Origin of the sequence: Alcaligenes sp. PF14 (assembly GCF_037150615.1) — a bacterium.
Taxonomy (GTDB): Bacteria; Pseudomonadota; Gammaproteobacteria; order Burkholderiales; family Burkholderiaceae_B; genus Alcaligenes; species Alcaligenes phenolicus.
Window position 1 is genome coordinate 97,491 of record NZ_JBAGRS010000006.1, and the last position, 21,576, is coordinate 119,066.

General features: G+C 57.5%; 18 protein-coding genes. All 18 read left to right on the plus strand.

Features of this window, described 5'->3' with window-relative positions; genetic code table 11:
- Positions 1–121 precede the first annotated feature (121 nt).
- The 18 genes from WFM49_RS13930 to WFM49_RS14015 all read left to right on the plus strand — a co-directional run bounded on the left by WFM49_RS13930 (position 122) and on the right by WFM49_RS14015 (position 21,571).
- A complete protein-coding gene (locus WFM49_RS13930; RefSeq protein WP_009463826.1) occupies positions 122–2,332 on the plus strand; it encodes a thiamine pyrophosphate-dependent enzyme in 2,211 nt (736 codons plus the stop codon).
- A 23-nt stretch (positions 2,333–2,355) separates the two neighbouring features.
- Positions 2,356–3,861: an indolepyruvate oxidoreductase subunit beta family protein gene (locus tag WFM49_RS13935; RefSeq protein WP_035269365.1), complete on the plus strand. Its 1,506-nt coding sequence runs from the start codon at positions 2,356–2,358 to the stop codon at positions 3,859–3,861.
- Between the two features lie 231 nt (positions 3,862–4,092).
- Entirely contained in the window at positions 4,093–4,608 is a 516-nt protein-coding gene (locus WFM49_RS13940; RefSeq protein ID WP_009463824.1) for a MarR family winged helix-turn-helix transcriptional regulator, read from the plus strand.
- Between the two features lie 95 nt (positions 4,609–4,703).
- Positions 4,704–5,147: an acyl-CoA thioesterase gene (locus WFM49_RS13945; protein ID WP_009463823.1), complete on the plus strand. Its 444-nt coding sequence runs from the start codon at positions 4,704–4,706 to the stop codon at positions 5,145–5,147.
- Positions 5,148–5,277: 130 nt separating this feature from the next.
- Positions 5,278–7,614 carry a bifunctional salicylyl-CoA 5-hydroxylase/oxidoreductase gene (locus WFM49_RS13950; RefSeq protein ID WP_250756398.1) on the plus strand — a complete coding sequence of 779 codons (2,337 nt, stop codon included), beginning with the start codon at positions 5,278–5,280 and terminating at the stop codon, positions 7,612–7,614.
- Positions 7,615–7,635: 21 nt separating this feature from the next.
- The gene (locus WFM49_RS13955; RefSeq protein WP_009463821.1) at positions 7,636–8,760 is read left to right on the plus strand and encodes a cupin domain-containing protein; all 1,125 of its coding nucleotides are present in this window, start codon (positions 7,636–7,638) and stop codon (positions 8,758–8,760) included.
- Between the two features lie 95 nt (positions 8,761–8,855).
- Entirely contained in the window at positions 8,856–9,779 is a 924-nt protein-coding gene (locus tag WFM49_RS13960) for a fumarylacetoacetate hydrolase family protein (protein WP_009463820.1), read from the plus strand.
- 15 nt (positions 9,780–9,794) lie between these two features.
- Positions 9,795–10,823 (plus strand): carbon-nitrogen hydrolase family protein, encoded by a 1,029-nt coding sequence (locus tag WFM49_RS13965; protein ID WP_009463819.1) that lies wholly within the window; start codon positions 9,795–9,797, stop codon positions 10,821–10,823.
- 246 nt (positions 10,824–11,069) lie between these two features.
- The gene (locus tag WFM49_RS13970) at positions 11,070–11,858 is read left to right on the plus strand and encodes a cyclase family protein (RefSeq protein WP_009463818.1); all 789 of its coding nucleotides are present in this window, start codon (positions 11,070–11,072) and stop codon (positions 11,856–11,858) included.
- 330 nt (positions 11,859–12,188) lie between these two features.
- Entirely contained in the window at positions 12,189–13,157 is a 969-nt protein-coding gene (locus WFM49_RS13975) for a PDR/VanB family oxidoreductase (RefSeq protein ID WP_115634869.1), read from the plus strand.
- Positions 13,158–13,180: 23 nt separating this feature from the next.
- Entirely contained in the window at positions 13,181–14,515 is a 1,335-nt protein-coding gene (locus tag WFM49_RS13980; RefSeq protein ID WP_009463816.1) for an aromatic ring-hydroxylating dioxygenase subunit alpha, read from the plus strand.
- A 2-nt stretch (positions 14,516–14,517) separates the two neighbouring features.
- Positions 14,518–15,000: an aromatic-ring-hydroxylating dioxygenase subunit beta gene (locus WFM49_RS13985; RefSeq protein ID WP_009463815.1), complete on the plus strand. Its 483-nt coding sequence runs from the start codon at positions 14,518–14,520 to the stop codon at positions 14,998–15,000.
- Positions 15,001–15,019: 19 nt separating this feature from the next.
- Complete coding sequence (locus tag WFM49_RS13990) at positions 15,020–16,651, plus strand: AMP-binding protein (RefSeq protein WP_336973837.1); 1,632 nt, start codon at positions 15,020–15,022, stop codon at positions 16,649–16,651.
- 4 nt (positions 16,652–16,655) lie between these two features.
- Complete coding sequence (locus WFM49_RS13995; protein WP_021447145.1) at positions 16,656–17,837, plus strand: thiolase family protein; 1,182 nt, start codon at positions 16,656–16,658, stop codon at positions 17,835–17,837.
- Positions 17,837–18,238, plus strand: a complete 402-nt coding sequence (locus tag WFM49_RS14000; RefSeq protein ID WP_009463812.1) for a Zn-ribbon domain-containing OB-fold protein — start codon at positions 17,837–17,839, stop codon at positions 18,236–18,238. Before WFM49_RS13995 ends, WFM49_RS14000 begins: the two co-directional genes overlap by 1 nt.
- 21 nt (positions 18,239–18,259) lie before the next feature.
- On the plus strand, positions 18,260–18,991 hold the full coding sequence (locus WFM49_RS14005; RefSeq protein WP_336973841.1) for an SDR family NAD(P)-dependent oxidoreductase: 732 nt from the start codon (positions 18,260–18,262) through the stop codon (positions 18,989–18,991).
- A gap of 771 nt (positions 18,992–19,762) precedes the next feature.
- On the plus strand, positions 19,763–20,266 hold the full coding sequence (locus tag WFM49_RS14010) for a TRAP transporter small permease (RefSeq protein WP_009464436.1): 504 nt from the start codon (positions 19,763–19,765) through the stop codon (positions 20,264–20,266).
- Positions 20,267–20,281: 15 nt separating this feature from the next.
- On the plus strand, positions 20,282–21,571 hold the full coding sequence (locus WFM49_RS14015; RefSeq protein WP_021447142.1) for a TRAP transporter large permease: 1,290 nt from the start codon (positions 20,282–20,284) through the stop codon (positions 21,569–21,571).
- Positions 21,572–21,576: the final 5 nt, after the last annotated feature.

Genomic DNA, 21,576 nt, shown 5'->3' on the forward strand with positions numbered 1-21,576 from the left:
GTCGCAAATAATTTAGCTACTTTACTAGGGAAAACCATGAGAATGGATATGTTGAGATATAAACATATTCCGATGAAAATAAATACCATGTTCACAATGAGCGGTAAGTAAGGAAAGAAAAATGGCTGAGCGATCGTTTGTCGAAGAAGTCAAAAAGCTGCGCCTGGGTGATGGAGACGTATTCAGTGGCGAAGGCATCCTGGCGGTGACCAAGGCCCTGCTGGAATCGGGCGTGTCCTACGTGGCCGGTTACCAGGGTGCGCCTATCTCGCACTTGATGGACGTGCTGGCCGATGCCCAGGACATCCTGCAAGAGAACGGAATCCGTTTTGAAAACAGTGCCAGCGAGGCAACGGCGGCGGCAACGCTGGCTGCGTCGGTTAACTACCCGCTGCGTGGCGCCATCACTTTTAAAGCAACCGTGGGTACCAACGTGGCCTCGGACGCGCTGGCCAACCTGGCCTCCGGCGGGGTCAAGGGCGGTGCGCTGATCATTGTGGGGGAAGACTACGGTGAAGGCTCGTCCATCATGCAGGAGCGCAGCCACGCTTTTGCCATGAAATCGCAAATGTGGATGCTGGACCCCCGTCCCAACCTGCCCTGTATCGTGCAGGCAGTTAAAGACGGCTTTGATCTGTCCGAAGCGTCCAATACCCCCGTGATGTTGCAGCTGCGTATTCGCGCCTGTCACGTGCATGGTCAGTTTGTGGCCTCGGATAACCGCCGCGCCAAGTTCACTATCAAAGAAGCCATGGAGCAGCCCACACGCGACATCAATCGCATTGTGTTGCCGCCTGCCAGCTTCCTGCATGAAAAAGAAAAGATCGAACAGCGCTGGCCTAATGCCGTCAAGTTCATCGAAGAGCGTCAGTTGAATGAATTCTTTGCTGATGGCGCCGATGACGTCGGTCTGATCGTTCAGGGCGGTGGCTACAACACCGTGATCCGTGCTCTGGAACACCTGGATATGGCCGACGTGTTCGGCGAATCCAAAGTGCCGATGTACGTGATGAACGTGGCCTACCCGCTGATCGAATCTGAAATCGTCCGCTTCTGTGAAGGCAAGCGTGCGGTGCTGGTGCTGGAAGAAGGTCAGCCCAACTTTGTTGAACAGAACATCTCCGACATCGTGCGCCGTCACAATGTGGATGTGACCTTGCACGGCAAGGATCTGTTGCCTCTGGCCGGTGAATATAACACCGCCACCATGTTGAAAGGCCTGCGTGCCTTCATGGAAAAATACGAGCGCATCGAGCCCCTGCCAGCCCGCAAACCACGCGTGATCCCGATGAAAGTCGAGACCGTGGAGCGTCCCAAAGCTGAGCAAGCCAGCCTGGTGGAAGTGGAAGCGGCTGAAGTCAAACCCTTGGGCAGCCTGGACGAGAACGTTCACGCCCGTCCGCCAGGGTTTTGTACCGGCTGTCCCGAGCGTCCTATCTTTACCGCTTTGAAGCTGGTGGAGCGCGAGCTGGGCGAGCACCACGTGTCGGCTGACATTGGCTGTCACCTGTTTTCCATTCTGCCGCCCTTCAACCTGGGTAACACCACCATGGGTTACGGCCTGGGTGGCGCCGGCTCGGCTGCCTTGAACGTGGATTCGGACAAGCGTGCGATCTCGGTCATGGGTGACGGTGGTTTCTGGCACAACGGTTTGACCAGTGGTATTGCCAACGCCGTGTTCAACCGCAGCGACAACCTGACCATTGTGATCGACAACAGCTACACCGCGGCTACCGGTGGTCAGGACATTCTGTCCTCCAAGGCCAAGAACGAAACGCGCAGTACCGGTCACCTGATCGAGAAAGCCGCGCGTGGCGTGGGTGTGGAATGGCTGCGTATGATACGTCGTACCTACGACTTGAAGACCATGACGGCAACCCTGCGTGAAGCCCTGACGACCAAGGAAAAAGGTCCCAAGGTGCTGGTGGCGCAAAGCGAATGTATGTTGAACCGTCAGCGCCGCGAGAAAGGCCAGGTGCGTAAAGCCGTGGCGGCGGGCGAACGCGTAGTGCGCGAGCGTTTTGGTGTGGATCCGGATACGTGTACCGGCGATCACTCCTGCATCCGCTTGTCCGGTTGCCCGTCGTTGTCGATCCGCCCCAATCCGGACGCCCTGCGTCAGGACCCAGTGGCGAACGTGATGAACAGTTGTGTGGGTTGCGGTCTGTGTGGTGAGGTTTCCCACGCCGCGATTCTGTGCCCGTCTTTCTACCGTGCACAAGTAGTCAGCAACCCGACTGGCTGGGACAAGTTCCGCGAAAAAACCCGCCGTAGCTTTATCGGCTGGTTGCAGCGTCGTGACGCTGCCCGTCGTGAACGTCTGGCCTTCTAAGCACACCCGTAGAGATTTTTATCATGCAGATCAAACCAATCAAGATTGCTATTTTGGCCATGGGTGGCGAAGGCGGCGGCGTGTTGGCCGACTGGATCGTCAACCTGGGCGAACAAAACGGCTACTTTGCACAGACCACCTCGGTGCCGGGCGTGGCCCAGCGTACCGGCGCCACGATTTACTACGTGGAACTGTTCCCGCACTCGGCCGCCGTGGATGGCAAAAAGCCTGTGCTGGCCTTGATGCCCATGCCCGGTGACGTGGACGTGGTGCTGGCTTCCGAACTGATGGAAGCCGGTCGCGCCGTACAACGTGGCCTGGTGACAGAGGACCGCACCACGCTGATCGCTTCGACTCACCGTGTCTATTCCATTGCCGAAAAATCGGCCATGGGCGATGGCCGTGTGGACGACAACGCCCTGATTGCGCACGCAACCCAGGCTGCCAAGCGCTTTGTGTACTTCAATATGGAAAAAGCGGCCGAGGATTCGGGCAGCGTGATTTCCGCCGTGCTGTTTGGCGCATTGGCCAGCACCGGCGTGCTGCCCTTTAGCCGTTCGCAGTTTGAACAGACCATCGAGCGCGGTGGTGTGGGCGTCAAGCCCAGCTTGAAGGCTTTTGGTGCCGCTTACGCCCGTGTTGCGGAAGGTGATGCAGGTAAAGCCGATTCGGAAAACAAGCCGGTTGATATGGCGACGCTGGCTCCTCGCGATCCTGCGGTGGCCAAGCTGATTGACCGCGTCCGTGCCGAAGTACCCGCGCAGGCCCAGCCTATCGTGGTGGAAGGTGTGCGTCGTGTTCTGGACTTCCAGGACGTGGCCTACGCCAATCTGTACCTGGACCGCCTGAAAAAGATCAGCCAGTTTGCCCGCCCTGACGATGTGGCCCTGATCCGCGAAACCGGCCGCTACCTGGCGCTGTGGATGTCCTACGAGGACGCCATTCGCGTGGCTGAACTGAAAACCCGCTCGAGCCGTTTTGACCGTGTGCATAAAGAAGTGCGCGCTGCCGACGGCCAGATCGTGGCAATCAATGAATACATGCACCCCCGTGTGGAAGAAATCAGCGAAATCCTGCCGTTTGCCAGCGTTGGCCGTTGGTTGATGCGTCCTACCTGGGGCAACAAGCTGGTGAAATCGCAGACCAAATCCGGTCGCGTGATTCAAACCAGCTCGGTGCGCGGCTTCATTCCTTTGTACCTGCTCTCGGGCTTCAAGCGCTGGCGTCGTCGTACGCTGCGCTACCAGGCTGAGCAGCAGCGTATTGAAGGCTGGTTGAAGCAGATCGAACAGGCTGCCGATGCTCATCCGGCCCTGGCTCTGGAAATTGCTCAGTGCCAGCGTTTGGTCAAAGGGTATGGTGATACCCATGCCCGTGGCTTGCGTAACTACCAGACCGTGATGTCGGCTCTGGAGCGCAACCCCAGCACCCTGTCACCTGCCATTTTGGGAGCCTTGCGCGATGCGGCTTTGGCCGACGAGCATGGCGTCAAGCTGGAGGCTGCACTGCGCCAGTACGCACTGGTGTAAGGGCGACACCGGGCCGCTTTCGGGCGGCCTTGGTGAAAACCCTTGAGGAAGCGTTTTTATCCCGCCAAATACTTTATTTCTAAAATATTCATAGTAGAATATAAATTCGGATTGGCACTGCGACCAAGGCCCTGAAAGCCAGACATCCCGTGTCTACTTGGCCACTTGTTCAAGCAAGAATATCCCGCCTGTTGGTCAAACTGAATTAGCCAAAGCTTGGGGGAAAAAAATATGAATCAAAGCGAAGCAGCACTCGAATTTTTGGTAGAACCGGCCGATGCCGGCTTTGAAGGCCGCGTCGGTCCCAAGGACCCCGCCAGCCTGAAATTGTGGTTGCGCATGCTGACCTGCACCAAGCAGATCGAAGACGAAATTCGTCGCCGCTTGCGCCAGAATTTTGATATTTCGCTGGCCCGTTTCGACTATATGGCCCAGCTGTATCGTTACCCGCAGGGCCTGAAGATGGGCGAATTGTCGCGCTATCTGATGGTAACCGGCGGCAATATTACCGGACTGACTGATGAGCTGGCCCGCGAGGGCATGGTGTCTCGCCAGAGCAGCCCCACCGACCGACGTGCTTGGGTGTTGCGTCTCACCCCCAAGGGCAAGAGCAGTTTCGAGGCGATGGCCCAGGCCCACAGCGACTGGATTGCGGAAATGTTTGAAGGTCTGGGCACGGAAGAGGTCGTGCACATCCATCAGCATCTGGGCCTGTTGCGGGTCCATCTGCAAAGCGCTGCTGGCTAGCATAAGGTGCATCCTGCCAGGCCTGTAAGCCAGGCAGGATGCGGATAGCGTCACGAACAGGCGCACAAAACACTTGCTAAAAAGGTGTCTACAACATGGTTTCCAAGCTGTACGAACAAGAACATCGCATCCGTTTTTCGGAATGCGATCCAGCGGGTATCGTTTTTTATCCGCAGTACTTTGTGATGTTTAACGACCTGATGGAAGCATGGATCGACTCCATGACCCCCGAGGGTTTTCACAACATGATCGCCAGCAAACGGGTGGGCATGCCCTCGGTGCATATCGAAGCCGAGTTCAAGTCCATCAGCCGTATGGGTGATGATGTGGTGATGAGCCTGGGTGTGGAACGCATTGGCAATAGCTCCTTGACGCTGCTGTTGCGCTGCATCGGTAAAGACGGTGTGTTGCGTATGCAAGTGCGCCAGACCGTGGTGACCACCTCGCTGGAGACGCACCTGGGTATTCCTATCCCTGATTTCCTGCGCAACCCCATGCAAGAGTATGTGATTGCCCAGCCAGAAAGCAGCAAGGCTTGATCTAGTTTGAAGTAGTAGCAGGCAGTGTGCAGGTCAGGTATTTTTTTTGATTTAAATAGTTGACTTGTATAATATTTATTAATAAATATACTATGCTCAGAAGCATGTATTCAGACCATACGGACATATCATGAATATCGTATGTATTGGCGGAGGCCCAGCCGGCTTGTATTTCGGTTTGCTGATGAAGTTGCAAAACCCTCAGAACGAGGTTTTTGTCGTCGAGCGCAACCGACCGTACGACACCTTTGGCTGGGGTGTGGTGTTCTCGGACGCGACCATGGAAAACCTGCGTGAAGCTGACCCTGTGTCCGCGCAGACCATCGGTGACGCGTTCAACCACTGGGACGACATTGAGTGCCATTTCAAGGGTAGCGCAGTGCGCTCCAGCGGTCATGGCTTTATCGGGATTGGTCGCAAGAAATTGCTGAACATCCTGCAGGCTCGCTGTGAAGAAGTGGGCGTCAAGCTGGTGTTCGAGACCGTGGTCACGGACGAAGCTGAACTGGCCCGCAAGTACAACGCCGATATCCTGATTGCTTCTGACGGCATCAACAGCGCCATTCGTACCCGCTACGAAGACGTGTACCAGCCCGATATCGACACCCGTAACTGCCGCTTTGTGTGGCTGGGTACGGAAAAAGTGTTCGACGCCTTCAACTTCATTTTTGTTGAAACCGAACACGGCTGGTTCCAGGCTCACGCCTACCGCTTCCAGGATGGCCTGTCCACGTTCATCGTGGAAACGCCTGAAGAGACCTGGCAGAAAGCCGGTATTGGCGAAATGTCGCAGGAAGAGGCCATTGCCTACTGCGAGAAGCTGTTTGCCGACCATCTGGATGGCAACAAGCTGATCAGTAACGCGACTCACCTGCGCGGTTCGGCCATCTGGATCCGCTTCCCACGCGTTATCTGCAACAAGTGGGTGCACTGGCAAGATTACGGCACCGGCAAGAAGGTTCCTGTGGTGCTGATGGGCGATGCCGCTCACACCGCTCACTTCTCCATCGGTTCCGGCACCAAGCTGGCTCTGGAAGATGCCATTACGCTGGCTCAGCACATGGACCATGAGTCCATGGAAGAGGCCCTGAAAGATTACGAAGCCGCTCGTAGCGTGGACGTATTGCGCATTCAGAACGCCGCCCGCAACTCGACCGAATGGTTCGAGAACGTGGCCCGTTACGCCAATATGAAGCCCGAGCAGTTCACCTACTCCATGCTGACCCGTTCGCAGCGCATCTCGCACGAGAACATGCGTATGCGTGACGCGGCCTGGCTGGAAAAATACGAGCGCTGGATGGCGACCGAAGCTGGCATGAAGCTGGCCGACGGTGAAAAGGCTCCCTCGCCCATGTTCACGCCCTTCAAGCTGCGCGATATGCAGTTGAAGAACCGTGTCGTGCTCTCGCCCACGCTGATGTACAGCGCCAAGGACGGTATGCCCGGTGCTACACACCAGGTGCATTACGGCAGCCGCGCCATGGGTGGCGCTGGCCTGATCATGGCTGAAATGACGGCCGTGACGCCTGAAGGTCGTGTCACTCCCGGTTGTACCGGTCTGTGGAACGATGAGCAGGCCAATGCCTGGAAACCTGTGGTGGCTTTCGCCCACGAACAGGGTGCCAAGATCGGTGTGCAACTGGGCCACGCTGGCCGTCGCGGTTCGACGCAGCTGGGTTGGGAAAAAGCCAATCAGCCGCTGGCTGAAGGCAACTGGCCTTTGGTGTCGGCCTCCGCCCTGCCTTACCAGGCTGGCGTCACTGCCGTGCCTGCCGAGATCACCCGTGCCCAGATGGACGAAATTCGTGACGCCTTTGTGGCCGCCGCCAAGCGCGCTGACCAGGCTGGCTTTGACTGCATCGAATTGCAAGCCGCCCACGGTTACCTCTTGTCCAGCTTCATCTCGCCGCTGACTAATCAGCGTAGTGACGAATTTGGTGGTAGTCTGGAAAATCGCATGGCTTACCCGCTGGAAGTGTTTGCCGCTATCCGTGCCGTCTGGCCAGAGAACAAGCCCATCCTGGTGCGTATCTCGGCAACAGACTGGGCCGAAGGTGGCAACACGGCGGACGACGGGGTGGAAATCGCCCGCCTGTTCAAGCAAGCCGGTGCCGATCTTATCGACGTGTCCTCGGGTGAAGTGGTGCTGGAGCAGCAGCCAATTTACGGCCGCATGTACCAGACGCCATTCTCCGACCGTATCCGTAACGAAGCCGGTATCGCCACCATGGCGGTGGGTTCGATCATGGAAGCGGATCACGCCAACAGCATTATTGCTGCAGGCCGTGCTGACCTGTGCGCCCTGTCGCGAGGCTTTCTGGCCGATGCGAACTGGCCACAACGTCAGGCTGCGGAGCTGGGTTACACCGACCTGGCCTGGCCCGTTCAGTACGAATGGGGCAAGGACTGGTTGCAGCGCCAAATCAAACGTGCGCCAGTGGCCCAGGACGGCCCTGCCAAGTCATAAAACACGAAAGGAGACAGCATCATGTCGGAAGAACGTTTTGACACCCACCGCGAAAGCGTGCTCGGTCGTGCAGATGTTGAGGACACGCCCGAACTGGTGAAGTACTACCAGGATTTGACTCAGTTTGAGGCCGGTGCCCTGTGGACCGTGGCCAACAAGATCGAGCCCTGGGAGCCCAAGTCCGAATCCGTGCCTGTGGTGTGGCGCTACCGCGACCTGCGCGATTACGTGTTGCGTTCGGTGGATCTGGTCAGCCCTGAAAAGGCCGGTCGTCGTGTGATTTACCTGAACAACCCCGGTCGCCAGGAAGTCTCGGCGGCGGTGGGCTGGCTGTACTCCGGTTTGCAGGTCATGAAACCGGGTGAAGCGGCTTCCGCACATGCGCACTCCTCCTCGGCCCTGCGTTTCATCATGGAAGGCCGCGGTGCCTACACCATCGTGGACGGCCACAAGATGACCTTGGGCGCCAACGACTTCGTGCTGACGCCTAACGGTTGCTGGCACGAGCACGGTGTGGAAGCTGACGGCCTGCCTTGCATCTGGCAAGACGGTCTGGACATTCCGCTGGTCAACGCCCTGGAAGCCGGTTTCTACGCGGTTCACCCGGATCTGACCCAGGCCATTACGCACCCCGTCAACGACGCGGTGGGTATCTGGGGTGGTCGTGGTCTGAAGCCCACCTTGCACGACTGGCAAAAACCGTACTCGCCCCTGCTCAAGTACGAGTGGGAGCCCACCTACGAAGCCTTGTCGGCCTACGCCAAGGTAACGGACGGCAGCCCCTTTGATGGCGTCATCATGGACTACATCAACCCGCTGACCGGCGGCCCTGTCATGGCCACCATTGGTGCCAGCATGCAGATGCTGCGCCCCGGTGAACACACCAAGGCCCACCGTCACACCGGCAGCATTATTTACCAATGCGCCAAGGGTGAAGGTTATTCGATCATCAATGGCAAACGCTTTGACTGGCGCGAACGCGACATTTTCTGCGTACCATCCTGGATGTTCCATGAGCACGTGAACGGCTCCTCGTCTGATGACGCTTGCCTGTTCTCGTTCCATGACCTGCCCGTGATGCGTGCCCTGAATCTGTACCGCGAAGAAGCGCTGGCAGAGAACGGCGGCCATCAGGTCCTGCTGTAAGACTACTTGTTTAACTTATTTGGACGGCCTGCCAAGGCGGGCCGACCCGATTTATTCAAGCCATCTGCACAAGATGGCCCAATCTGGAGATAGAAATGCGTCTTGTAACGTACCGTAGTGAAGTTGCTGCCGCTGGCCGCTTGGGTGCCATTGTGGGTGATTTGGTGGTTGACCTGGGTTACCTGGGCGACGCCACAGGCCACATGCTGCCTGACAATATGCTCGATTTCATCGACCTGGGCCCAGCCGCTGTGACTTCCACGGCTCGCTTGCTGGAAACCTACGCCGACGATATGCCTTTCGGTGTGGCGCTGCCCCTGGCCAACGTCAAGCTGTTGGCTCCTATCCCACGCCCACGCAAGAACATCTTTGGTATCGGCCTGAACTACGTGGAACACGTAGCCGAATCCAGCCGTACTCTGGACACCTCCAAAGAGCTGCCCAAGCAGCCCGTGATTTTCTCCAAGCCACCAACCACTGTGGTTGGCCCTGGCGATGCCATCGAGCACAACAAGAACATCACTCAGCAAATGGACTGGGAAGTGGAACTGGCCGTGATCATGGGCACCCGTGCTCAGCGCGTGGCCAAAGAAGACGCCCTGAAGTACGTGTTCGGTTACTCCGTCATGATCGACGTGAGCGCCCGCGACTGCCGTCGTGCCGGTCAGTGGATCTACTCCAAAGGCCAGGACACCTACGCTCCTTTCGGCCCCGTGATCGTGACCGCTGACGAGCTGACCGACCCGCACAACCTGAACCTGAGCCTGACTCTGAACGGTGTGACCAAGCAAAGCTCCAACACCAAGCACATGCTGTTCAACGTGAACGACCTGATCGCTGACATCAGTGCCGGTATCACGCTGGAACCCGGTGACATCATCGCTACCGGTACCCCAGAAGGCGTGGGCGCTGGCCGTGATCCTCAAGAGTGGATGTGGCCTGGTGACGTAGTGCACGCTGTGGTTGAAGGCATTGGCGAACTGCGCCACCCCATCGTGGACGTCACCCCCCAAAACTAAGTAAAGGAGAGCATGATGCTGGAATTGCGTCAGTTCAAGGCCGCCGCCGTTCAGGCAGCGCCCGTGTTCCTGGATACGAATGCGACTATTGAAAAAGTATGTCGCCTGATCAACGAAGCGGCCGATAACGGTGCCGAGCTGATCGCCTTTCCCGAGGTGTTCGTCTCCGGTTACCCCTACTGGAGCTGGGTGATGAACCCGATCGACGGTAGCCCGTGGTTCGAGCGCCTGTGCAAATCGGCCATCGAAGTGCCCGGTCCCGAGATCCAGAAGGTTGCGCAGGTTTGTCGCCAGCGCAAGGTCAACGTGGTGTTGGGTGTGAACGAGCGCAGTCCCGTTGGCATCGGCACCATTTACAACACGCTGGTCACCATCGGCGCTGACGGTCGCATTCTGGGCCGTCACCGCAAACTGGTTCCCACCTGGGCTGAAAAGCTGACCTGGGCCAACGGCGATGCGTCCTCGATGCGCGTGCATGACACCACTATTGGCCCTCTGGGTGCCTTGGCTTGCGGTGAAAACACCAACACGCTGGCTCGTTTCAGCCTGTTGTCGCAAGGTGAACTGGTACACGTTGCCAGCTACATCGCCTTGCCCGTGGCACCGAAAGACTACGACATGGCGGAAGCGATTCGCCTGCGTGCTGCTGCTCACTGCTTTGAAGGCAAGGTGTTTACGGTGGTGGCTTGCTCGACGGTTTCCGAGGAAATCATCGAAGCCATGTCGGCCAGCCATCCTGAAGCACGTGATCTGCTGGCTCGTCCCAACAGCGCGTTCTCGGGCATTATTGGCCCCGATGGCCGCGTTCAGGGCGAAGCACTGATCGACAAGGAAGGCATTGCCTACGCCGACATCGATCTGTCGCGCTGCATCCAGCCGCGTCAAATGCACGACATCACTGGTCACTACAACCGTTTTGACGTGTTTGACCTGCGTGTGAACCGCAAGGCTTTGACTCCTGCCCGCTTTTACGAAGGCGACGCAGCGTCCCAGCCAGACCTGAATCCTGCCGAGTTCTCCGTTCTGGACGACAAGGAAGCGTAAGAAGGTTCAAGACGGTCCCTTTCCCTGTGTGGATCGGGACCGTTTTTTGACAGGTCTCTTTGCTCAAGCGACCTGCTCAAAAAAAACCGCCGTGGCTTTGCCGCAGCGGTCCAAGATGCAAGCTGCCTTTGTAAGGAAGGCGGTGCCGGGCCTGAAGGAGCGGGCTGTTTTAACGGCTGGTCCCTATCCTGCGCCATGCAGGGCAGGCAACGATAACGACGACATAAGACCCAAGTAGGAGATGAAATGAGCGACAAGAACCCATTGGCAGCCTTTATCCAGGCGATCGACAGCAAGCAGGTCCGTTTTGTGGATCTGACCCAGACTCTGTCTCCCAGCTTCCCCGCCTTGCAACTGCCCCCCCAATTTGGCCAGACTGCCGGTTTCTCGATTGAGCGCATCAGCCAATACGACGAAAACGGCCCAGGCTGGTACTGGAACAACTTCACCTGTGGCGAACACACTGGTACCCACTTTGACGCTCCTGCGCACTGGATTTCCGGCAAGGACCATCCAGACAACACGGTCGACACTATTCCAGTCGACAACTTCCTGCGCCCTGCCGTGGTGGTTGATGCTTCTGCTGAAGTGGCCCAGAACGAAGACTTCATTTTGACCTCCGAGTTCCTGTTGAACTGGGAAGCCAAGCATGGCCGTATCCCTGAAGGCGCCTGGGTGCTGTTTCGCACCGACTGGTCCAAACGCGTGAACGACGCCGAAGCCTTCCTGAACATGCGTGAAGACGGTGCTCACACGCCTGGCCCAGCTCAGGAAGCGGTAGAGTGGATGATTCACGAGCGCAAGGTTCACGGTTTTGGCGTTGAAACCATCAACACCGACGCTGGCCAATCCTACTCCTGGCCTATTGGCTACCCTTGCCACACCCTGATGCACGGTGCCAACCGTTACGGTCTGCAGTGCCTGTGCAACCTGGATCAGCTGCCCCCTCAAGGTGCACTGATCATGTCGGCCCCGTTGAAGATTGAAGGCGGTTCCGGCAGCCCATTGCGCGTGGTCGCACTGGTTGCTCAGTAAGTAGAAAACGGTGGGGAAGTGGCAGAACTGTGTACCATGCGGTTCTGCTGTTTTCTCACCTAGTGGTTTTCCATTATATTCGGCAGTATATATTTATCCGTAAACTATTCACCAATAAAATAAATTCACAAAAGAATGAATAGAGATCCAGCCATACAGCCAGTCTTGGTGTCAGGCAGCCGGTTTTAGCGGAGACAGTAGACGAGCCTTACGCAGCCTTTTTCAGGTTACGCGATACCGTCCCATTGCCCCCTGCGGCGCTACATCATGCCACGGCTTGGCCTTTTTGGCTGGGTAATTGATGTAGTCATGCTCAATGGTAGGCACATGATGGATACTTTTGAACTCGTTATCCGGGACATCCAGAACGCATCCCCGCTGATTCGCAGTTTTACGCTAGAGCCTGCCCAGGCCGGTTCCCTGCCCGCGTTTGCGCCGGGTTCGCACCTGCAGGTACAGATTCCTGATCTGAACGATCACCGCTGCTATTCCCTGATTTCGCTGGACGCCGACACGGCACAGGGTCCGACCTGTTATCGTCTGGGCGTGCGCCTGGAAGACAACAGCTCGGGTGGTTCGCGCTTCATGCACAGCCTGAAAGTAGGCGATACGCTGCGCGTGGCTGGCCCCAAGAATGATTTCCCCTTGCATGCTGCCGCTGAAGGCGAAACCGAAACCGTGCTGATTGCCGGTGGTATCGGTATCACCCCCATTGCCAGCATGGCCGCTGCCTTGCATCACCAGGGCCGCCCTTATCAGCTGCACTATGCCGGTCGCAGCGTGGAACAACTGGCCTTTCTGGATGAGCTGAGCGCCCTGTCCGGCCCGGCTCTGCGTCACTACGCGGACGACAGCGAAGGCCGTTTCTGCCTGAATACCCTGCTCGACGGTCTGTCCAAAGACCAGCACATTTACGTCTGCGGCCCCAAAGGCATGATTGATGCCGTGATCGAAGCCTGCAAGCAACGTGGCTGGCCTACTGACCATGTGCACTTCGAGCTGTTTGTGACGGCTGCTCCCCAGGAAGGCGACCAGCCGTTTGAAGTGGAACTGCGCCAAAGCGGCGTGACCCTGCAAATTCCCGCGGACAAGACCATTGTGGACGTGATGGAAGAGCAGGGCCTGGACCCCATGATCGACTGCAAGCGCGGCGAGTGCGGCGTCTGTACCTGTGATGTGATCGAAGGCGAGGTTGACCACCGCGACTACTTCCTGAGCGACTCGGAAAAAGCCAGCAACAAGGTCATCCAGATCTGTATTTCCCGCGCCAAGACCCCGCGTCTGGTGCTGGATCTATAAGCCCAAGGGCGACGGAGAACATGATGGAAAAGTATCGTGATAATCCCCAGGCCATCCGCGAATTGGTACGCGAGGCCGAGGTCCACAAGGATTTGTACATCAACCAGGAGCTGTTTGAACTGGAGATGGAGCAGTTGTTCGTCAATACCTGGGTCTACGTTGGCCATGCCAGCCAGGTGCCCAATAAAGGCGACTTCTACACCACGACGGTCGGTACTGAATCGGTCATCATGGTGCGCCATACCGATGACAGCATCCGCGTGCTCTACAACCGTTGCCCGCACAAAGGTGTGCAAGTGGCGGGCGAGACCTGTGGCAACACGGGCAAATTCTTCCGTTGCCCCTACCACGCCTGGACGTTCAAGACGGACGGCTCCCTGCTGTCCATCCCTTTGAAGAAGGGCTACGAGAACACCGGCTTTGAATGCACCGAAGGCAGCAAGGGCATGGCCGCGGTACAGAACGTCAAGGTGTACCGCGATTTCGTGTTCTGTCGCCTGGCCGATGAAGGCATTGGCTTTGAGGAATTCTTTGGCGAGTCTCTGAGCACCATCGACAATATGGTGGATCGCTCCCCCGAAGGCCGTCTGGAAGTGGCCGGTGGCGTGATGCGTTACATGCACCAGTGCAACTGGAAAATGCTGGTCGATAACCAGACCGATACCTGTCACCCTATGGTGGCGCACGAGTCCTCGGCGGGTACCGCTGTGAAAGCCTGGGAAGCGGCCCCTCCGGGTACGCCCAAGCCCATGGCCGTTGAATTATTTGCCCCCTTCATGTCGCCTTACGAGTTCTACGAAGGCATGGGCATTCGCGTGTGGGAAAACGGTCACGGCCATACCGGCGTGAGCAATTCCATTCACGCTGATTACTCCGAAATTCCGGGTTACTGGGACCAGATGGTCGAAGCCTACGGTGAGGAGCGCGCCAAAGCCATTTTGGGCGATACGCGTCACAACACTTGCTACTTCCCCAACATCATGGTCAAGGGCCCGATCCAGACCTTGCGTTTGTTCAAGCCGCTGGCCGCTGACAAAACCCTGGTGGAATCCTGGACCTTCCGCCTGGTGGGTGCACCCGACACCTTCCTGGAACGCACCCTGATGTACAACCGCCTGATCAACGCACCGACCTCCATGGTCGGTCACGATGACCTGGAAATGTACGAGCGTGCCCAGCACGGTTTGCAGTCGCGTGGTCGCGACTGGATGAACCTGGCCCGTCTGGTGGAAAAAGATGAAGATCAGCAAAAGAACGTGGTGATCAACGGCACCAGCGAAATGCAGATGCGCGCCCAGTTCCGCGCCTGGTTGAAGTTCATGCTGCCCGAGCAGCAGGCCAAGAAAGAAGAGGAATAACCATGAGCGAAATCAGCCGTCAGGCCCTTATCGATTTTGTGTATGCGGAAGCCCGCCTGCTGGATGAGCAGCGCTACGAGCAATGGCTCGACCTGTTCACCGAGGATGGCTACTACTGGATGCCGTTGGTGCACGATCAGCAGGACGCCCGTTTGCACGCGTCCCTGATGCACGAGGACAAGCTTTTGCTGCGTATCCGTGTGGAACGTCTGGCAGGCCGCCGTACCTTTTCCCAGCAGCCCAAGAGCCGCAGCCATCACCTGCTCCAGCAACCCACTGTGGAAAGCATGGACGAGGAAAAAGGCGAGTACACCGTGCGTTGCGCCTTCCATTACACGGAAACGCGTGGCGACAACCAAGATATCTATGTGGGTTGGAATACCTACACCCTGGTGCGCCAGGACGACGCCTTGAAGATCCGTCTGAAACGGGTGGATCTGCTCAATTGCGACGCGCCTTTCGGCAATATCCAGTTGTTTATGTGACAGGACAGGAGAATTTTTGATGGCCAACACCACGGTCTACCAGGCTTTTCGAGACACCGCCCAGAAATGGGGCGACAAGCCCTTTGTATGTACCCTGCCTGAGACCGCCGAGATCTACGGTATTGAAGCGGGCGAGCTGACTTATGGTCAGGCGCTGGAGCGTATCGACGCCTTGCGCGCCGGCTACGCCGCTGCTGGCTACGGCCACGGCCACCGCGTCGGCATCCTGCTGGAGAACCGCCCCGTGTTCTTCCTGCACTGGTTCGCACTGAACAGCCTGGGCGTGTCGATTGTGCCAATCAATCCTGATTTGCGCGCTGCCGAGCTGGAATACCTGATCGGCCATTCGGAAATGATCATGGCCATTGCCCTGCCCAGCCGTCACCAGGATCTGGTGGAAGCGGCTCAGCGTGCAGGCCAGCCCTTTGCCATCATGGCCGACGGCGATGTGCCTCCTATGGTAGAGCGCGCCGCCGCCCGCTCCTGTGACATTCCTGACGAACACAGTGAATGTGCTCTGTTGTACACCTCCGGCACCACAGGCCGCCCCAAGGGCTGCATGCTGTCCAACCAGTACTTCCATTACGCTGGTGAGTGGTACCGCGACATTGGTGGTCTGGCTTCGCTGGAGCATGGCAAAGAGCGCATGCTGACTCCGCTGCCCTTGTTCCACATGAATGCCATGGCCTGCTCGACCATGGCCATGGTCAAGACCGGTGGTTGTCTGATCTCCCTGGACCGTTTCCACCCACGCAGCTGGTGGGATTCGGTGCGCGAATCCGGCGCAACCGTGGTGCATTACCTGGGTGTGATGCCCGCCATTCTGATGAAGGCCGAGGCCAGCGAAAAAGACCGTCAACACAATGTGCGCTTTGGTTTTGGCGCTGGTGTGGACCGTGGTCTGCATCCTATCTTTGAAGAACGCTTTGGTTTCCCCCTGCTGGAAGCCTGGGCCATGACGGAAACCGGCGCGGGTGCCAGCATCATCGCCAATCACGAGCCCCGCTTTATCGGCACCTCCTGCTTTGGCAAGGAAATGCCCGTGGTGGAAGTGCTGTTGCGCAAGGACGATGGCGAACCCGCTCAAGCCGGTGAAAACGGCGAATTGCTGGTGCGCTCGGCCGGTGACAACCCTCGCTACGGCTTTTTCTCCGGCTACTGGAAAGACCCGGCAGCAACCGACGAAGCCTGGGAAGGCGGCTGGTTCCACACGGGCGATATTGTTTGCCGCGACGAACAAGGCTATCTGCACTTTGTGGACCGCAAAAAGAACGTGATCCGTCGCAGTGGCGAAAACATCGCTGCCGTGGAAGTGGAAAACATCATGCAGCAGCACCCGCTGGTGCGCTCCATTGCCGTGGCCGCCGTGCCCGACGCCATCCGTGGCGACGAAGTGATGGCGCTGGTGGTGCCGCACAACCCAATTGAAACCCAGGAACAGCGCGAACAGGCTGCCCAGGAAATGGTGCAGTGGGGCCTGACCCAGCTGGCCTACTTCAAGGTGCCCGGCTACGTTCTGTTTGTGGATGCCCTGCCGCTGACTTCGACCAACAAGATCCAGCGCGGTGAACTGAAAACGGTTGCTCTGGCTGCGCTGGAAAACCCGGCCTGCGTGAACACGAATCACCTGAAAAAACGTCAGGAGGCCTAAGCCCATGGCCTTGCCGCAAGCAGCCCGCCAGGGCTATGACGATGTGGTGCTGGTCGCCCCGGTGACCATCCCCTACGAGCGCCATTCCGAGCAGACCGCGCATTGGTGGCTGGGTGCGGCATTGGGCCAGTTGCTGGCCCAGTCCGGCCTGAAAAAAGCCGACGTCGATGGTGTGTGTGTATCCAGCTTCACGCTGGGTTCGGACACTGCCGTAGGCGTGATGCAGCATTTTCAGATGAGCCCACGCTGGCTGGACCATATCCCCATGGGTGGGGCCAGCGGTGTGGTGGCCATGCGTCGTGCGGCCCGCGCCGTGCAGTGTGGCGATGCGTCCATCGTGGCGTGTATTGCGGGCGATACCAATCACCGTGAGTCCTTCAAGAACACGGTGTCGGGCTTCTCGCGTTTCTCGCAGGATGCCGTCTACCCATACGGTGCCGGTGGCCCCAACGCCAGCTTTGCGCTGCTGACGGACTACTACATGCGTCACTACGGTGCCACGCGTGAAGATTTCGGCAAGCTGTGCGTCGCCCAGCGCGATAATGCGCTGCGCAACCCGCATGCCCTGATGAAAAAACCGCTGACGCTGGAACAGTACATGGAGGCGCGCGTCATTGCCGATCCCATCCACTTGTTTGACTGCGTGATGCCGTGTGCCGGAGCCGAAGGCTATCTGGTCATGCGCCGTGAACAGGCCGAAGCACTGGGCCTGCCTTATGTCCGTATCCGTTCTACCATCGAGCGTCACAACGCTTTCCCTGAAGACCCTGTGCAGCATCGCGGTGGCTGGGCCATGGACAAGGATGCGTTCTACGAACATGCGGGCCTCACCCCGGCAGACGTGGATTTCATGGAAACCTACGATGACTACCCCGTCATCAACGTCCTGCAGTTTGAAGACCTGGGATTCTGCGCCAAGGGCGAAGGCCCGGAGTTCATCCGCAAGAACACTTTTACGGTGGACGGCAGCTTTCCCTTCAATACCAGTGGCGGACAGCTATCGGTAGGCCAGGCCGGTGCAGCAGGCGGCTACCTGGGTCTGGTTCAGGCCTTGCGCCAATTGACGGATACCGCAGGCGACACGCAAGTGGCCAATGCCCGCATCGGCCTGGTGTCCGGCTTTGGCATGATCAATTACGACCGCGGCATTTGTACTGCTGCGGCCTTGCTGGAACGGGGGCAGTGATGAGCGATACCCAAATCTTGCCACCGGGTGCACGCAGCGCCACGGCAGCCGGACTGACCGAAGCCGCCCAACGCGGCAAATTCGCCCTGCAAGTGTGCCCGTCCTGCGGCACGGTGCAGTATCCCGCCCGCGATGTGTGCGGCCATTGCTTGCACACGACGCTGAACTGGCAGGCCGTTGCCGACACGGGTGTTCTGCAGGCTACGACCACCTTGCATCACAGCAATGAACCCTACTTTCAGGCACGACTGCCCTGGCATATCGGCACAGTTGCCCTGGATTGCGGCCCTTTTGCCATCGCCCACTTGCCCGAAGGCGGGCAGGCGGACGAGAAAGTGCGCCTGAGTCTGGAGCTGGATGCTGGCGGCGTAGCCGTGCTGGTGGCGCGCCCTGCGCCCTGAATTTGCCTGGAGACAATCAAGATGACACAAGCTCAATACACCGCCATTGTGACGGGCGGCAGCACCGGTATTGGTGAAGACATTTGCCGCAAGATGCTGGATCAGGGTTACACCGTGATCAGCATGGCGCGCAATGTCCTGCCCTGGACGCACGAGCGTCTGCACTGCGTGCAGGTGGATTTGCTGGATGCAGCAGCAACCGAAAAAGCCGCCAAGGATATTGCCGAGCGCTTTGAAGTGACCCACTTCATCCACAACGCAGGCGTGATCTGGCCGGCCTTGCTGGACGAGGTCAAGCTGGAAGACTTGCAGGGTCTGACCCAGATTCACCTGGGTGCAGCCTTGCAGATTACTCAGGCGGTCGTTCCTGGCATGCGCGAACGCCACTTTGGCCGCATCGTGCTGATGTCCTCGCGTGGCGCACTGGGTTTGCAAACCCGTACTGCTTACGCGGCGACCAAGGCAGGCATGTTGGGTATGGCACGTACCTGGGCGCTGGAGCTGGCGGATCAAGGTATCACTGTTAACGTGATTGCCCCTGGCCCCATCACCACCAATATGTTCTACGACGTGATCGAAGCCGGTAGCGAACGTGAAGCCAAACTGGCAGCCGCGATTCCTGTGAAGCGTCTAGGCCGTGCGGATGACATCAGTCGCGCAACCATGTTCTTCTCGGACCCTGAAAACAGCTTTATCACCGGCCAGACGCTGTATGTCTGCGGTGGTGCCAGCGTGGGTACGCTGACGATCTGATTGACGGGCAAGGGGACTGCCCGTGATCGCGCTTTGAGTGCGTTCAGGAGCGAGTCCATTTGCTTGGCGGTATATAAAACCCCCTTGGTTTTCCAAGGGGGTTTTTGCTTTTGGATGGCACAGCCCCCTTGATGGACTATCTGTTCCAGCATGTCTGGCGGCGAGTGTCGTTTAAACAAACGGCTGAAGGGACCGTCTTGATTGGTGGCGGCTGGTCAGCGGTGCCGGGATTTTTTGCTGCCTAAGTTTTTTTCTTTGTCGCAGAGGCCGATTTTGGCTTTTTATCCCCGGTTTTTGGTGTCAAAAGTTGCTGTTTCAGACCTGCTCGCATCGCATGGAAGTATGTCCAACACGTGAGGGGCCTGTTCATTTTCGACTCTTTTTTTGTCACATGAAACACCTGGGCCTCAGGGTTTGGCTACCGGTCTGGATGCTGCCTGATTGCTAGTGGGCTGATTCTTTTATTGCCCTTCTTAAAGCCAATGTTCGCCTGCTCGACATTGCGCCAAGCCAGTACTCGCGCCTGTTCCAGCAATTTTTATCAGCTCTTGCACAGGACAAGCGAGGCAGTTTGTGACCGTATTTCTTGCTATGTGAGATAGAAACCACGAATCCATGATTTTGGATGGAATTAAGGGTTTCTTTCTATTTACCTGGATTTGTTCATCTATAAACTATTTAGAACAGAAATATAACAATGCGCGTCGATTTTTCGAGGTGCATGATGACCCAAAAAACGGGCCTTCGCCGGCCAAAAAGAGTGGAGCTGTAATGAACGACGATCTGCCAGGAATGGAGCTGGTGCGTTCACGTGGAGTAGTACGAGTTGTAGAGACAATTCTGGATGCTGCCTGTGTGGTCATCTTGATCCTGATGACAGGGATCACTACCGTGGACGTGATAGGCCGGTACGTATTTCACGCCCCTTTGCTGGGCGCTTATGAAGCCAGCGAACTCTTGCTGGGTGTGCTGATTTTTGCGGCCTTGCCGCGTGTTACCTGGCACCAGCAACACTTGACCGTCAGTTTAATTGACGCCTGGCTAGGTCCAGTGGCGCGTCGTATCCAGCAATTCGTGATCAATGTGGTCTCTACCGTCATGTTGGCCGTGTTGACTGTCTACCTGTGGAGTCACGCCAACGAGCTGGCCGACTACGGCGATATGAGCAACGCCTTGCAAGTGCCCATTGCCCCGTTTGCCTACATCATCGCCACCATGACCGGCATTGCCACTGTGGCTTCCCTGTTCAAGATTTTTAGCTCTCCAAGCCGATAAAGACGGAGTTTTTTCATGTTGATTTCTATTATCGGACTGGCTGTCCTGCTGGGTAGCTTATTTCTGGGTTTGCCCATTGCCTGGGGCATGTTGCTGGTTGGTACGTTGGGTTTTGCCTTCTTTACCGGCATGGAAGCGGCCTTGACCATGGCGGCGCAGACCAGCTACGACACGGCCATGAGCTACAGCTTTACCGTGCTGCCGCTGTTCATTTTGATGGGTAATCTGGTCAATGCCTCGGGTTTGTCCAAGGACCTGTACAAAGCTGCCCACGCCTTTATTGGTCACCTGCGTGGTGGTCTGGCGATGGCCACGATTGTTGCCTGTGGTGCCTTTAGTGCACTCTGTGGCTCCAGTATGGCCACCACAGCGGCCATGGGTCGTGTGGCCATGCCCAATATGCGCAAGTACAACTATGACGATCGTCTGGCTACCGGCAGTATTGCGGCAGGCGGCACCCTGGGCATTCTGATTCCGCCCAGCGTGATGATGGTGGTCTACGGGATCTTGACCGAAACCGACATTGGCAAGCTGTTTGCCGCCGGCTTCCTGCCCGGCATGATTGCCATGCTGATGTACCTGATCACGGTGATGATCATTACCGCGATCAACCCGAATCTGGGCCGTCCTGGCGAAAAAGCTAGCTGGCGCGAGCGCTTTGAGGCGACCAAAGGCGTGATGGCCATTACCGTGCTGTTCATCGTCATCATGGGCGGTATTTACGGGGGTGTCTTCACCCCGACAGAAGCGGCGGGTATTGGCGCTGCAGCGACCTTCTTGCTGACCCTGAAGCGTCGTGGCTGGCAGCCTCGCATGTACCTGACGGTGCTGATTGAAGCCGCTCAAACCACGGCCATCATGTTTGCTTTGGTGATTGGTGCGCTGGTCTTTACCAACTTCCTGACCGTGGCTGGTTTGCCTAATCAGTTGCTGGGTTTCATCCAGGGCATTGATGTGTCGCCCATTGTGGTGATTCTGATCATCTGCGCGATTTACCTGGTTCTGGGTTGTTTCCTGGAAACCATGTCCATGGTCATGCTGACGGTGCCTATCTTCTACCCGATTGTGGCCTCTCTGGGCTTTGATCTGGTGTGGTTCGGCATCATCGTGGTGGTGGCTGCTGAAATCAGTCTGATTACCCCTCCGTTGGGTCTGAACATTTTCATGATCAAGAACGTGATGCCCGATGTTCCTTTGGGCACCATTATTCGGGGTGTGACTCCCTTTGTAATGATGGATATCGTGCGTTTGCTCTTGCTGGTGTTTGTCCCCTGGATTGTTCTGGTTGTCCCGAACAGTATGTAAACCCG